At 35.5% G+C, this 16,366-nt stretch carries 10 protein-coding genes; 7 read left to right on the forward strand and 3 right to left on the reverse strand.

The window, feature by feature from the left end; translation table 11 throughout:
• Positions 1-292 precede the first annotated feature (292 nt).
• A complete protein-coding gene (locus HND50_02790) occupies positions 293-1,615 on the forward strand; it encodes an MATE family efflux transporter (protein ID NOG44125.1) in 1,323 nt (440 codons plus the stop codon).
• Positions 1,616-1,725: 110 nt separating this feature from the next.
• The gene (locus HND50_02795) at positions 1,726-2,286 is read left to right on the forward strand and encodes a hypothetical protein (GenBank protein NOG44126.1); all 561 of its coding nucleotides are present in this window, start codon (positions 1,726-1,728) and stop codon (positions 2,284-2,286) included.
• 52 nt (positions 2,287-2,338) lie between these two features.
• On the opposite strand, the gene HND50_02800 is transcribed toward HND50_02795, so the two are convergent.
• Together HND50_02800 and HND50_02805 are read right to left on the reverse strand one after the other, a co-directional pair.
• Positions 2,339-3,502 carry an acyl-CoA dehydrogenase gene (locus HND50_02800; protein ID NOG44127.1) on the reverse strand — a complete coding sequence of 388 codons (1,164 nt, stop codon included), beginning with the start codon at positions 3,500-3,502 and terminating at the stop codon, positions 2,339-2,341.
• A 116-nt stretch (positions 3,503-3,618) separates the two neighbouring features.
• Positions 3,619-6,624 carry a PAS domain S-box protein gene (locus tag HND50_02805; GenBank protein NOG44128.1) on the reverse strand — a complete coding sequence of 1,002 codons (3,006 nt, stop codon included), beginning with the start codon at positions 6,622-6,624 and terminating at the stop codon, positions 3,619-3,621.
• Between the two features lie 190 nt (positions 6,625-6,814).
• Between HND50_02805 and HND50_02810 the strand changes: the two genes are divergently transcribed.
• From HND50_02810 to porU, 5 genes are all read left to right on the forward strand, one after another.
• Positions 6,815-7,576 (forward strand): SDR family NAD(P)-dependent oxidoreductase, encoded by a 762-nt coding sequence (locus tag HND50_02810; protein NOG44129.1) that lies wholly within the window; start codon positions 6,815-6,817, stop codon positions 7,574-7,576.
• Positions 7,577-7,724: 148 nt separating this feature from the next.
• Positions 7,725-9,011, forward strand: coding sequence for a phosphopyruvate hydratase (gene eno, locus HND50_02815; protein ID NOG44130.1), 1,287 nt, complete (start codon positions 7,725-7,727; stop codon positions 9,009-9,011).
• A gap of 55 nt (positions 9,012-9,066) precedes the next feature.
• On the forward strand, positions 9,067-9,396 hold the full coding sequence (locus HND50_02820) for a hypothetical protein (protein NOG44131.1): 330 nt from the start codon (positions 9,067-9,069) through the stop codon (positions 9,394-9,396).
• A 9-nt stretch (positions 9,397-9,405) separates the two neighbouring features.
• Positions 9,406-11,199, forward strand: coding sequence for a hypothetical protein (locus HND50_02825; GenBank protein ID NOG44132.1), 1,794 nt, complete (start codon positions 9,406-9,408; stop codon positions 11,197-11,199).
• Between the two features lie 32 nt (positions 11,200-11,231).
• Positions 11,232-15,245, forward strand: coding sequence for a type IX secretion system sortase PorU (gene porU / locus HND50_02830; GenBank protein ID NOG44133.1), 4,014 nt, complete (start codon positions 11,232-11,234; stop codon positions 15,243-15,245).
• An 89-nt stretch (positions 15,246-15,334) separates the two neighbouring features.
• Here porU and HND50_02835 read toward each other — a convergent pair whose 3' ends face one another.
• Positions 15,335-16,318 (reverse strand): MoxR family ATPase, encoded by a 984-nt coding sequence (locus tag HND50_02835; protein NOG44134.1) that lies wholly within the window; start codon positions 16,316-16,318, stop codon positions 15,335-15,337.
• Between the last annotated feature and the right edge of the window lie 48 nt (positions 16,319-16,366).

A 16,366-nucleotide genomic window follows, 5' to 3' on the forward strand; every position in this document is an offset into this window, starting at 1 on the left:
AATGTTATTTTATTAATTATGGTTTTCTAGCAACAATAAACTGCGGCAAGTATAGTTGAATAAGCGTATATAATAATCATCTTCTCATCACGTTCGGTCTTATTTATAAATTCATAAATAAAAGATGGTATGTTTTTTTATTCAATAATTGGCGCAAAAACAACATGTTTTATTGATAAGAGTGAATTATTCTTTTTCAATTATCATTTATTCAATTTCGTAAAACAAAATTGCAGCTATTAAATTAAAAGGCTTATCTTGCTTTTCTATTATTTAAACCAGAATCGAATTAATGTCATTAAAAGAACATTTTAGAAAGACAATTCAGTTAGCAATTCCGCTTGTAATTGGGCAATTGGGTCACATGGCCCTTGGTGTTGTAGATAACTTGATGATTGGACAGCTTGGTCCGGTTTTTTTAGCTGCTGCATCGCTTGCTAATGCAATATTTGTTCAATTCATGATCCTTGGCCTTGGGCTTACTTTTGCCCTTTCAGCATTGGTTGCTGCAGCAAATCGCCCAGGCAATGAAGAAGAATGTTCTTCACTTTTACATCACAGTTTTGCAATAAATATGGTCGCTTCGGTTCTCTTGTTAGTCGTGATGGAAGCTGCAATTGGCCTGCTACCTTATTTAGGCCAGGAAGAGAGGATAATAAACTTAACCGCACCCTATTTAAGGATAATTGCGATCTCGATCATACCAATGCTTTTTTTTCAAACCTATCGGCAATTTAGTGATGGATTGACCTTTGTAAAGCCAGCCATGTACATAATGCTATTGGCAAACGTGGTAAATGTTTTTTTAAACTGGGCGCTAATATTTGGCAACTTAGGCTTTCCAAGATTAGAGCTGAATGGAGCTGGAATATCTACTCTTGGAAACAGAATATTTGCAGGTGTGGCTATGTTTCTATATGTCATTTTTAACAGCAAATTTAAAAAGTTTAACCCACGCTATTTTAGATTTAAATATCATAAAGAATTGATCTTGAAAATTTTAAGAATTGGAATTCCATCTTCACTGCAAGCATTTCTTGAAGTTTTTGCTTTTACGGGTGTGGCATTTATTATTGGTTGGATTGGAGCCTACGAACTTGCTGCGCATCAGATTGCCTTAACACTTGCTGCTGTTACATTTATGTTTGCATTAGGTATTTCTCAAGCTTCAGCAATTCGCGTTGGTATAGAGTTTGGCAAAGACCAAAAAAGAGAAACACTGAAAGCCGGTTTTTCTGCAATCTTGCTTGCAATATTGGTTATGGGTGTAAATGGACTAATATTTGTAGTTTTTCGTCATGAGTTGGTTGGCTTTTTTGTTGATGATTTTTCTGTGCGCGAAATTGCAGCCCGGTTATTAATTATCGCAGCTATTTTCCAAATATTTGATGGCATTCAGGCTGTAGGGGTTGGTGTTTTGCGTGGAATTCAAGATGTAAAAATTCCAACATTTATAGTTTTTATTGCCTATTGGATATTAAGTATCCCCATTGGTTATTTTTTAGGTATAACCTGGGATTATAGTGTGGACGGTGTTTGGGCTGGTTTTGTCAGTGGTTTGGCATCTGCTGCGGTGATGTTATCCTGGCGTTTTTGGAAAAAAACCAGGGAATAAATTCAACACAAAATATGTGTATAAAATAACCTGTCACAAAAAAACAAGCAGGATTATTTTTCGATTCTTTTTTGTTTAGATCAGTTATTATTCAAATCCAGGAGAAGATCATGAAAAAATATTTTTACATTACTTTGATAACAATTACATCTTACCTGGCACAAAATAATTCATCCATGGCTGAACGTATAGAATCTGCTGTTCTCGCCGCTCCCGATGAGTTCAGAAAAGAGGCGACAGTCAAAGGGTTTAATACAGACGGATCATTTACTACTTTGCGGGAAGGCACAAATAATATGATTTGCCTTGCAGATGATCCGCGCAAAAAAGGTTTTAGCGTTGCTGCCTATCATAAAGATTTGGAACCATTTATGGCGCGAGGTCGTGAATTAAGATCTGAAGGGAAATCAAGATCGGAAGTTTTTAAAACCAGGGAAAAAGAAGCAAAGAGTGGCAAGCTAAAAATGGCAAAAAGCGGGGCGACTTTACATATCCTGTCCGGTCCAACAAAAGTAGATGCCATTTACAGGTATGTAGTTTATTTCCCATGGGCAACCACAGAAACTACAGGAATTTCGGAAACTCCAACAACGTCAGGTGGGCCATGGATTATGAACGCAGGAACACATAAAGCTCATATTATGATTAATCCACCGGCGAGTTCTCAATAACAAAATTAAAACGATGCCGTCATTTTAAATGATGGCATCGATATTCAAAATATTAATCTTTCAAAATAAACTTGGCAATAGTCTGTAACTGCATATTTGACGTGCCTTCGTATATTGTACCGATCTTGGCATCGCGGTAAAATTTTTCAACCGGGTATTCTTTGCTAAAGCCGTATCCACCCAGTAAATCAATCATTAAAGAACATACTTCCTGCGCGGCTTGCGATGAATATAGTTTTGCCATTGCTGCTTGTTTTAAGAATGGTATTCCTGCATCTTTCATTCGAGCAGCGTTATAAACAAGTAATCGGGCCGCTTCAATTTTTGTAGCTGCATTTGCTAATTGAAATTGTACCCCCTGAAAACTGGAAATACTTTTTCCAAATTGTTCACGCTCTTTTGTATATTTTACACCGGCATCAAAAGCGCCCTGGGCAATCCCAACCATTTGTGCGCCAATACCAATCCTGCCTTCATTAAGTGTTTCAATGGCTGTTTTGTAGCCCTTACCTACTTCCCCAAGAACATTATCTTTTGGCACTTTACAGTTTTCAAAAATTAATTCAACGGTAGATGAAGCACGGATCCCAAGTTTTTCTTCTTTTTTACCAATGGAAAATCCATCAAATCCTTTTTCAACAACAAATGCAGTAATTCCCTTGTAACCCTTGCTTGGGTCAGCATTTGCGAATACAATAAAAATCTCAGCTTCATTTCCATTGGTTATAAACATTTTATGACCGTTTAATTCCCAATGGTCCCCACAGTCCTTTGCCTGGCATGCCAATGCAAATGCATCACTTCCCGAACCGGCTTCCGAAAGTGCATAAGCGCCAATTTTTTCTGAAGCAAGTTGCGGTAAATATTTCTTTTTAATTGTCTCGTTGCCCCAATTTATAAAAGCATTTGTAACCAGCGTATTCTGCACATCCACCATCACAGAAGTGGAACCATCTACAGTTGCCAACGCTTCAATCGCCAAAACAGACATAAAAAAATTAGCATCCGATCCACCATATTCTTCAGGTACATGGATACCCATCAACCCCATTTCGAAAAGTTGTTTGGGAATTTCAGGTCTCATCGCTGCATCTTTGTCCATCTGTGCCACGTGTGGTTTTATAACTTCTTCAGCAAAATCTTTTACAGTTTCATAAAAAAACTTCTCTTCTTCGCTTAAATGTGTTAGCGGAGAAACAGCTTGTATTTCACTCATTTTATTCCTTTTTATTATTAAGGTTTTTCAATTTTCAAAGACGCAAAATATACTTACAGACATTTCTAATGGCAATAATCAAATTGAATACAAACAAAAATATTTAACAATAGAAACTATGTCTTAGATTCTCCTGAGATTTCCTCAACAGTTTTTAAAAATGTTGCTATTTCATTTTCAATATCAAACAGTTTTTCGTCCCCGCCAATATAGTCTGTAGTTTTTAAATTTAATTGGTCAACCAGTAAAGTAAGGCTTTTTAAAACAGCCTGGATTCTTTGAACCTGAAACTTGGTGACGCTGACAAACTGCGCATTATAACCGTTGTCTAATTCAGTCAGTTGGGCCATTCCACTTATTGATGCAATTGCATTATTGATGTGATGAGACAGAGTTGCAAGAAGTTTATTTAAAGCTTCAATACCACCCAATAATTTTTCCCGGTTAATCCGAAACTCCAAAAGGCGGTTACGTTCACTAAAATCTTCCATTGCATAAGTTACTAAATGTATATTCCCTTCTTTATCCCGGAGTGCTGTTGTTGTAACAATTAAATCAACAATCTCATCATTAGCAGTTTTCTTTTGCACTTCAAGCTGCCGTAATTCACCACTTTGTTTTACTTCATCAAGAACACTTAAGAAACTCCATAAATCATTTTTTTTATCCAGAATATTAATATTTTTATGCAAAACTGATTTCTTTGAATATCCAAATACCTGCTCTGCTCTTTTATTCCAGGTTGCGATTCGGCCCTTTAAATCCGTCGTAATAAGGACGCTTCCCGAATGCTCAATTATATTTTCTATTGTTGCTTCAGCCAGTTCAAGATCTTTTACATTTTTATTAATTTTGGATTGTAACTCTCTGTTAACAGCAAGAATTCTTTTTGTTTTATAATAAAATATACCATATCCAAAAGTCATTGCAGAAAGAATTACTATTGCAACAAACCAGATTTCCATCCAGAACGGGTTTTTGACCACAAACTCCTGAGTTAAAAATATCTCATCAGAAATTTCGTCTTCTAACTGAACCTTTATTTCAAACTTATAATCTCCGGCAGAAAGGTTGTTATACCGAATGGATTCGCCTCTTTTCGCAACCTGCCAATCTGAATCATATCCTTTAAGTTTATAAATATATTTCAGGCTCTGTTCATTATAGAAATAGAGGCCGCGTATTTTAAAAAATAAATTACCTTGAGAATGGTTTAATGTATTAATCTTATCCTGGTTGAAATTGTATTTTTTATCTTTTGAGCCATACTCTGCTTTTACAAAATATACAGGTGGGTATTCATTTTCTGATTTGATCTTGCCTGGTTTAAATACGGTTAATCCTCCAAAAACACCCAACCAGAAATTTCCATCTTCATCAATCAGGGATGAATTATGGGTTGTGAACTCTTCATCAAGTAAACCATCTTTTAATCCATAGCGGTAGCCGGCTTTGCCATTTGCAAATTTTTGTAATCCTTTATCAGATGCAATCCACAAAGCACCTGTTTTATCCAATAAAATTTGTGAAATAATTGTACCGCTAAGTCCATCCTTTTCCCCAAACAGTTTATATCCCTGAGTATCTTTTTTTATAACTCCCAAATCACTTGCCATCCAAAGTGTTTTGTCTTTATCTTCAACTATTTGATAAATTGCACGATCAGGTAAACCATCCTTTTTTGTTGTAAAAGTGAATCCATTTTCTGTTTTCTCTGCATAGCCATTATCTGTCCCAAACAGAAGACGGTCCCCAGACAACTCATTGGCACTCCAAACCCTCCTGATACCATTTGCGCTAAACTCCGGATATTCCTCATGCTCATTCCCGTTAATCGAAAACAGGCCAACAGTTGTACAAATCCAATATGTACCTTTACTGTCTTGCTTCATATCGAGAAAAGTACATTCTACTTTCAGCGAACGTATTTTAACTTCTTTCAATCCGTATTTGTTGTAAACATATAAAACACCTTCTCCACCAACCCAAATACTTCCCGCTCGATCGATGTAAATAAACCAGATTATTTCATTTTCAAGGGTTTTGAAACGATTATCCTTCAATAGGGATAATCCATCTATCTTGAAAATTCCTAAATCTGTTCCAATCAGTTTCACCTGCTTATTTTCTGCAATTATGCAGTTAACAACTTTGGATCGAAGACCATGTGAATCATCATAATTTAACAAATCCGGATTGCTCAGTTTAAACAGACCGGATGTGTAACTTCCAAGCCAAAAGTTATTTTCAAAATCTGATAAAAGTGCCCTGATATCATTTCCGGGCAATCCCCTGTTCTTTTCAATCAAAGTCCATTCATTATTTGTGAGCTTTAATAAACCTTTATCTGTTCCTGCCCAGATTGTTCCTTTATTGTCTTTAATAAACCGATTAAAATCCAAGTTACCAAGTTTTGGTTTGTTCACCTGTTTCACCTGATTCCCATTTGGCATAATTTCAAACAATCCACGTGAAGTGCCTATTAGAGTTTTGTTATTTTGTGGCAGGAGGCATTTAAGACGCCCTTGTAACGGTATGTCTATTTTAGAGAGAACATCTTTATTGCTATTGTAAATAACAAGGCTGTTATTATACAAAACCATTATGTCTTCATCAGGCGATAATTTAATTTCCGGGACATAGTTTTCTGTATTAAAATTTATGACATTATAAGAACCATCATCATTTTCTTCATAAATAAATAACCCATGATCGGTTCCAATCCATAATTTATTTTCATGAAATAATAAAGATGAAATGGTTTCTTCAAGCAGTTCTTCCGGTGCAAATTTATATTTTGGGTTATTCATGTCAGAGATATCAAATGCTGCTAAGCCTAGGCCCGTACCAACCCATAAAGTTGACAAACCATCTGATGTCATGCACAATACTTCATTTGCCGGTAAACTGTCTTCAACTGAAAAATAAATAAATTCTTCAGAATCATATCTCGCTAAACCGACACCGGTTCCTATCCATAAAAACCCATGGGAATCCTGATATAAAGAAAATATCTGGTTACTTGGAAACCCATGCTCTTTATAGTTTACAAAGTGATGACTTTGAGCAGCTAAAAAAGAAAATAGTCCCAAAAATAGAATTAATATTTTTAAACGTATCATAAAAATATAAATGAGGTTATAATAGAAGGTTGTAAAAAACTTCTTACTTCTTACTTCTTACTTCTTACTTCTTACTTCTTACTTCTTACTTCTTACTTCTTACTTCTTACTTCTTACTTTGTTATCGATCAATCTTGTATAATAATTACATATTCACCTATATTTGTTCTTTCAAAAAAATGGAGTTTTTATGTCTTTATTAAAAAATAAGAATGTACTTATAACTGGCGCCAGCGCAGGAATTGGTGAAGCATGTGCCTTTGCCTTCGCTAAAGAAGGGTGTAATTTAATCGTTATTGCCCGCCGCGAAAACCGGTTAAAATCGTTAAAGCAAAAAATTGAAAAGGAATTTAATGTTGATGTTCAAATAATCGTTCTTGATGTTTCCGACAAAGATGAGGTTTTTTCTCAATTAAAGGAAACCGTGTCTGTTGACATTTTGATCAACAATGCAGGTTTGGCCTTAGGAACTGATAAGGTGCACCAAGCTAATCCAGACCATCATGAAATAATGATCAATACAAATGTAAATGGATTGCTCAATGTAACCAGGGCAATTGTGCCCCGCATGGTTGAAAATGGAAGTGGCGACATCATAAATATCAGCTCAATCGCAGGGCACGAAGTCTATCCTGGAGGCGCAGTTTACTGTGCAACAAAGCATGCCGTTGATGCGCTGACTAAAGGCCTTCGTATGGATTTGATAGATACACCCTTGCGCGTTTCGAGCATATCCCCCGGCGCGGTAAATACTGAATTCAGCACAGTTCGTTTGAATGGAGACAAGGCAACTGCCGATAAATTCTATGAAGGATTTGATCCGCTGCTTGGAAAAGATATTGCCGAAATTGCCATTTTTAATGCGTCGCGCCCTGCCCATGTGCAAATTGCCGATGTGATTGTTTTGGCCAACGCACAAGGGGCAGCAAAAATGATTCATAAAGAAAAATAGTAACTTAAAATTCGGGCAGTTTTGATTTCTACCTAAAGGCTTTATTTTACCCATTTTAAATTGCTTGAATTTCTTCGAATCCTTAAGTTGGCCACATTGATTTAAATAAAAAACCATATTCAAAATTCTAAAAATAAGAGGAAGTAAAATGACAGAAATTGTTGATATCTATTCCAGGGAAATCCTTGACTCCAGAGGAAACCCAACCGTTGAAGTAGAAGTTGATTTAGATAGTGGAATCAGGGGACGTGCCGCAGTTCCATCAGGCGCATCAACCGGTGAGCACGAAGCTGTTGAACTTCGTGATGGAGATAAAGACCGTTACTTAGGTAAAGGTGTTATGAATGCAGTAAAAAATGTTAATGAATTAATCGGTGAAGAACTTATCGGACTTGATGCAACAGATCAAACATTGGTTGACTCATTAATGATTGAATTAGACGGCACGCCAAATAAAAGTAAATTAGGTGCGAATGCCATTCTTGGTGTTTCGCTTGCCGTTGCCAAAGCTGCTGCTGAAGCTGCCGGTTTACCACTCTATCAATATATTGGCGGTATAAGCGCTAAAATGATGCCTGTACCAATGATGAATATTTTAAATGGTGGTTCCCATGCTGATAACAGTGTTGATCTTCAGGAATTTATGATTGCCCCTGCCGGCGCGGAAGATTTTAGAGAAGGCTTGCGTATGGGTGCAGAAGTCTTCCATACATTGAAAAAAGTGCTTAATAAAAAAGGATTGAATACATCTGTTGGCGATGAAGGTGGTTTTGCTCCTGATCTAAAATCTAATGAAGAAGCATTACAAGTTATAATTACAGCTATTGAACAAGCTGGTTATAAACCCGGTGAAGACGTTGTTATTTGCCTTGATGCAGCAAGCAGTGAGTTTTATAATAAAGAAACCGGTTTATATGAATTAGCTTCTGAAAACAGAAACTTAAGCGCTGAAGAAATGATTGAGTTTTATAGCAAATGGGTTGATAATTATCCAATCGTTTCCATTGAAGATGGCCTGGATGAAAATGACTGGACTGGTTGGAAACAAATGACTGATAAACTTGGTAACCGTATTCAGCTTGTTGGTGATGATCTTTTTGTAACAAATACAGAAAAACTGGCACGTGGAATTGATGAAGGCATTGCAAATTCGATCTTGATTAAAGTAAACCAGATTGGAACTTTAACAGAAACAATGAATGCAATTGAAATGGCCCATAAATCAGGTTACACAGCTGTTGTTTCTCACCGTTCCGGTGAAACTGAGGATTCAATGATTGCCGATTTAGCAGTTGCCACAAATTGTGGCCAGATTAAAACAGGATCTTTATCACGTAGTGACAGGATTGCAAAGTATAACCAGCTTTTACGCATCCAGGATATTTTGGATCAGGAAGCAGTTTACCCTGGAATTAAAACCTATAAAAACAGATAATCAATTAATAAAAACTGGTTCCTTACTAAAACTGGGAACCAGTTTTTAAAATATCATGGCAAAAAAAAATAAGACAATATTTACAAAAACCGTAAAGAAAGTTTCTCAAAATAGTGGATCTATTTTAGTGGTTATTGTTGTTTTTATTATTATTGCTGTATTTCTTTTTGCAGATCGTGGAACTTTATTCTTTTATAAAAGCTACTCTGACAAGGAAAAATTAGAACAAGAAATAGAACAGCTTGAAAAGAAGCGAGATGAATTGAAGGAAGAAAAAGACAAGCTAAAAAACGATCCGGAATATATTGAGAAAATTGCCCGCGAGAAATACAAAATGAAAAAGAAAGAGGAAAAAGTATATCAGGTTGAAATGGACAAAGACTAAATAAAAACGATGCACCGACTATTCAAAACAATTATCTTTTTCCTTTTCTATGTACTCTTCTCTTTAAACCCATTATTAAGTCAAATCCCATTAAACCAAAATACTCTACCAGCCATAAATTTAAGAACCGACTTTTCCAAGCAGAACACGACCTGGAACTGGCTTGGTCATTTTAAAATAGAAAAACAAATTAATCAAAATGAGTTCTTAAGCTTAAAAGAAACTTTTCAGAGTAACTTAATTACCCCGAGCAACTCCATAAAACAATGGAAAGATGAACACCGCTTTAAAGGATTGTATTATTCCGGTTTAAACCAGTTTCTTTGGGGAGTGTATATTAATAGTTGGCTTTTATTCGACAAGCAGCAAGCAACCCGAAATGAGTTTTCAAATCACTCGGGAGCATTATTTATAAAATATGAACCGATTAAAAAGATTTCTTTTTTGCCATATGCCGGAGTGCAAAGAGCTAAAAATATAACAAAATCGGATATAGGTTTAGATATTGGAATTGATGGAAGTGCCAATAATTTTGAGTTTGGTGCTTATAAAAACAATTTAGATATTTCTTCAAATTATGATTTTTTTGAGACTAGGAAGAACTATAACAATAGGTTCTCAAATAAAATAAGTACCAAGTTTAATAAATTTACAACAGATTCTTTAAAAGTAAGTTATGAAGAAGTGAGTAAACAATTTTATAATACAAGCGGCACAAGTTTAATTGAGGTTAAATTATATAACCGTTCTATACAAAATAACCTTATATATGCACTTTCAAATCAAAACCAGTTTACTTTTGAAACAAATATTTTATCAAAAAATGTATCATTTAACACAAACAATAATGTATCATCAACGAATAGAAATGTGTTCTTAATTGAGAACAGAGTACAGTTTAGACATTTAGGACAATTGAGTTACCAGCTTGATTTCCGGACAAATGACGAAACTTTGGATAACCGGGAAACAATCACGGATAGCAGGACAAGGCAGAGTTCACTTGCTCTAAAATCTAAATATTTTATAAGCGATAAAAGTAATCTGAAATTTGATTTTATTTATAATAAGCTTCAATATGATACACCAAACGAAAAAAATACAGATGACCGTGATGAACAAAGGTTTATTTTTGACATTGGCTATACTACACAATTATCACCGGTCTTAACATTCAGATTAAATGCGTATGGGTTTTTATTTCACCAAATTTATCTGTTTAAAGAACAAAGTATAAACAATAATTGGAACCGTGTATTGAAAATTTCGCCGCAAGTTAAATATAAAAATGACATTTTTGAAAACAGCCTTTCCACCAGTGTGATTGCAAATTATACTGTTTTTGATTTTGAAAACCTTGGACCAAAGATACGCTCTTTTCTTTCAAGGAAATACACGATTAGCGACTCTGTATTGGTGCCTGTTTATAAAAAGATGGCCATTGGTTTAAATGCGCGGCTTGAAATTGAAGAAAAAGGAAATTTTTTAAAAAAGAAATTCGCCCAAAACCTGATCCAATCATACCGGGTAACAAAATACAATATCTATGCTACACAAAAGTTATTTCGCCGATTGGGTTATAGAGTTGGGTATTTGTTCTTCTCACGATTGGAATGGCGGCATGTTCCGAAAAAATCAAAAAACAGGACAATAACAAACCAGGGACCATTTGGCAGTATTTATTATAATGTAAATAACAGAATCAGTTTAAATGCTTATGCGGCAATTAATTTTGTTGATGATTCAAGAAATATAAAAAGCCGGTACAGTACAGGTTTTTTAAAACTATTTTATTCTTTGTAACACTAAGAATATGCTACTTAAATTTGGTGTTGATGTTGAAAAGTATACCGGATAATTTAATACCAACAGATGGATTTTTTAGATTTGGAGAAAAATTAATGCTTGGAAAAAATATTTTGTTAAGCACTCTTTTATTTTGCACAATCAGCCTGGGATTTGCTTCAGACTTTGATGATATTAAGAGAACTCAAAAAAATGATAATGAAGAAATATATGAGATAGTATTAAAAGATTTTGAAGTTTCAAAATCAAATGACTTAACGGATAGCTATCAAACTATTTCTTTTAAAAATGGTTCTTCATTGCCCTCATCTTCCATTTACGATCTTCCTTTTCGGCTACTTAATTTTGCCGTTCCCCAGAATGGAAGCTTAAATGTTCAGCTTATTTCCAAATCTGATAGAACAATAAATAATGTTTTCCTGGAAGAAAAAAAACCATATCAAATTGCTGAAACGAATATAGACGACCTTATTACAATTGGAGAGAAAAGGCGTTTCAGGGATATGATGATTCAGGATATTATAATTAATCCCCTTGCTTATAACAGAACAACCAAAAGTTTAAAATTAACACATAAAATAAAACTAAAAGTTACTTACTCAGGCAATATAAACTCTTCGGCATTATATAAATCCAGGGGGAAGCTGGATAACCTGTATAAAAAACTTCTTGTTAATTTTGAGACAGGAAAAAACTGGCAAATACCAAAAGAAAGAAAAATATTTAAAACAAAGTCCCTTTCTACCGGCACCTTTTATGGGTTTGAAATTACTCAGGATGGACTTTATAAAATCACAGCTTCAACTTTGAGCAATAATGGCGTTAACATTGATGGCTTAAATATAAATGCGCTGGAATTGTACAATAATGGTGGCCATACATTAAGCCTTGCTACACACCTGGAACAGTGGAATCCGGCATTTACACAGGAAATTCCAATCCATGTTATTGATCAAAACAACAATGGTATTTTTGATGGAAATGATTATTTCTTGTTTTATGGAAAAGCTGTAAATAGTTGGTTTTATGATTCTGATTTGAAAAAATTCTCGCACCAAACACACCGCTATGACACAAAGAATATTTATTATTTATCAGCAAGTGGTAGCAATGGTAAAAGAATGGTCATTGAAGATTTGCCTGCCATTAGTGGTGCTATCGAACAAAATTATTTTTTAGAAAGGTTTCATTTTGAAGAAGAAAAAGTAAATCTGCTAAACTCAGGCCCGGATTGGTACGGAACGCGCTTTTTTGGTCAATCAGGTAATCACAGTATCGATTTTGAGCTTGAAGCAGATGTTAACAGCGAAATAAAACCGAGTATAACAATGAGGTTTAAAGGTGCAAACAATATTTTTTGGCCTTATAATTCAACAATCTATAGGTATTATTTTGATATATTTTTAAACAGCTCAACCGTTCATAGTGCTCTCTCATTAGCAAATAAATCTACTTTCACAAAAGTGAAAGAGCTGGAAAGCTCATCAATTTTAAAGTCAGGCAAGAATACGCTGCAATTTAGTTATTCCAGCGATTTTGATGAAAGTAATGTTTATCTTGATTATTTCAATATCACTTATCCTAAAAAGCTAAATACAACCAGTAATTCCATCAGTTTCTTTCATGATGCCGATGGTTCGAATAAACGTTATTCAGTATCTGGATTAAGTACTGTGAACGATATTTACCTTTTTGATGTAACCAACCCGCTTCATGTCAAAATATTGGCAAAGGATCAACAAAGCATATCAGGTAAATATAGTTTTGATATTCCTGCAGAATGGGATAATAAAAACTTCATAGTTAGTAGCCTTAGTTCTTCATCAATAACAACAATAAACTCACTTTCGCCCTACACAACTAACAACAATTTGTTGGATCAATCAAAAAGTGCTGACTACATCATAATAACCCGCAAATCATTATTGGATTATGGTCAACAAATTGCAGAGCTACACTCCAATCTAAAAACGGAAGTTGTTTCTGTTGAGGATATCTTTTTCTATTTCAATAATGGGGTTCAGGATCCAACTGCCATAAGAAATTTTATCCGCTACGCTTATTATAATTGGGAGACACCAAATATTTCCTACATTTTATTGTTAGGTGATGGCCATTTTGATTATAGAAATATTAGCATTCAAGACAGCAGCGTTGTTCCAACTTTTCAAATTTATGGTCTAGATGAACTATCAAGCCGGGAAAGTGATATTTTTTATGTCGATTTAGATACGCGTATCAATTCAATTGCTCCTAACACAATTACGCCTTCATTAGCGATTGGCCGTCTGCCGGTTGAAAATGCTCTTGATGCAGAGAGAGTGGTTGAGAAGTTACAAATTTACAATCAAAACCAGGTTAGAAATGGCTGGCAAACCAACATAACAATAGTTGGTGACGATGAAAAAGTCAGCGCAAGCTCAAATTCAACAGAATGGCAGCACCAATATCAAGCCGAAGAATTAGCCACTATGTCCCAGTTAAACCGCTTTAACATTTCCAGAATATATCTCTCTGCGTTTGAAACAGTTGCCGGTGGTAGGGCACGGTTAAAACCAGATGCAACACAAGCATTGCTAGATCAGATAAACCGCGGAACACTTATTGTAAATTACACCGGTCATGGTTCCCCAACGCAATGGGCACATGAAACACTTTTTAGTTTTGACAGGGATTATTCCAAAATTAATAATGAAGGGGCTTTTCCCTTTTTTATAGCGGCCACTTGCGATTTTGGCCTTTTTGATAATCCAAACCATATAAGTTTTACAGAAGCCTTAATATGGAAGGAAAAATCAGGGACAATAGGAAGTCTTGCTGCGACACGACTTGTATATTCCGGACAAAATTTTGCATTTAACAAAAGTTTTTATAGAAACTTGTTTCCTGATGGAAAACCTTCAGTCCCTCTTGGAGAGGCTTTTTTGCATTCTTTTCTTTCAAATACAGCTGGAAATACTAATGACCAGAAATACCACCTTTTTGCTGACCCTGCAATGACATTGGCAGATGCTCATCAGGACATTGAAATCACATCTATTACACCAGATACATTACAAGCCCTGAGCCAGGTTAATGTTAAAGCAAATGTAATGATAGATGACTCACCTGCAACCAATTTTAATGGTGGTGCCGTTATGCTGGTTAATGATGCGACCTTTGAAGATGTTGAAACCGGTGGTGGCCTTGAGTATAACCTGACAGGTCCCCTTGTGTTTCGGGGTGAGGTTTCTGTTGAAGATGGTGATATGGAAGCTAACTTTATCGTTCCAAAATCCATCCGTTATAAAGATAAAAATTCCGGCCGTATAACTCTCTATGCATGGGATGATGCCACGAATACAAGTGCAAGTGTAATCCGGAAAAACCTGCTATTATTAGGTTCATCCAACCTCGCAAAAGAAACAGATGGGCCTGAAATTGATATATTTTTTGATGGACAGGAAAACTTTAGTTCCGGCGACATCATATCCGCGAACCCTGTTTTAATCGCAGAATTAAGTGATGACAGCGGGATTAATTTAACAGGTCAGTTGGGCCATAAAATTGAATTGAAAATTGATGAAACAACTACAATAAATATTTCTGAATCGTTTACTTATGAGCGTGATAGTTTTACAAAAGGCATGGTACGTTACCCTATTACAAGTCTAGAACCCGGTGATCATACTTTAACTCTTCAAGCATTCGATAACCTTAACAACCGCACTGAACAAACTGTAGAATTTAAAATCACATCTGCAAGTGGCCTGGTTTTGGAGGACGTAGTTAACTATCCAAATCCTTTTAAAAGAAAGACTTCATTTACATTTCAGACAAATGCCGTTGGTGCTGAAGCTACCATTAAAATATACACCCTGTCCGGTAGATTAATTGAGAAACTGGAAGGCAATTTTACTGAAGCCGGTTACAATGAGATTGAATGGAGTGGTCTTGATCGTGACGGTAATACTTTGGCTAATGGGGTTTATTTATACAAATTAGTTTTGAAAGAAGGTAAGGATAAAAAAGAAAAGATAGAAAAAATGGTGGTAATAAAATAAATCCTAATTAATAATGTTTTTTGATCTTACTATTTAAACCTTCCAGACGCTAAACTGGAAGGTTTTTTTATAAAACTTTTCTTTCCCAATCAATCAATCTTTGCAATTATATGGGAAATGATATCCTCAATACTCACACCCTCTGCTTCTGCACTAAAAGAAGTTACAATACGATGCCTCAAAACAGAGTCTGCAATGGCTTTGACATCTTCAATTTCCGGTGCAAAACGGTTATGTAACACTGCCCTGACCTTTGCCCCTAAAATTAGATATTGTGATGCACGCGGCCCGGCTCCCCAGCGGATCCACTCAGCAAGTTTTTCATCGGAATATGGTGAGCCTTTGCGAGTAGCGCTCACTAATTTTACAGCATAATCAACTGTATTATCAGCAACCGGTATATCTTTGATTATTTTTTGAAATTTCAGGATATCTTTTTTGCTTATGCTTGATTCAATATTTGTTTTTTGAACGGCGGTGGTTCTTTTAACAATTTCAACTTCCTCTTCAAACTTAGGATAATCGAGCCAAAGGCTAAACATAAACCTGTCAAGCTGTGCTTCCGGCAATGGGTAAGTTCCTTCCTGTTCAATGGGGTTTTGCGTTGCCAAAACAAAAAAGGGTTCTTCCAAAGCAAAAGTTTCACCTGCCGTGGTAACATTATACTCCTGCATAGCTTCCAATAAAGCAGATTGTGTTTTTGGTGGGGTTCTGTTTATTTCATCTGCCAGAATAATGTTTGCAAAGATCGGCCCTTTCATAAAGCGGAATGCTTTTTTTCCTGTGGAACGATCTTCTTCCAAAATTTCTGCACCTGTTATATCACTTGGCATTAGGTCTGGCGTAAACTGTATGCGCGCAAAATCCAATCCCAGTATTTCACCTAGGGTTTTAATGATCAAAGTTTTTGCCAACCCGGGAACTCCAATCAACATACAATGCCCTTTTGCATAGAGCGAGATAAGCAATTTTTCAATTATATCATCCTGCCCAACAATAACTTTGCTAAGTTCCGAAACAATTTGTTTATAACTCTTGGAAATTTTTTGAACCGTTTTTACATCATCAGACATAACCTGCTCCAATTAACTCATTTAGTTGCTTGAGATTATTATCACAAT

The organism is Calditrichota bacterium (assembly GCA_013112635.1).
Classification (GTDB): domain Bacteria; phylum Calditrichota; class Calditrichia; order Calditrichales; family J004; genus JABFGF01.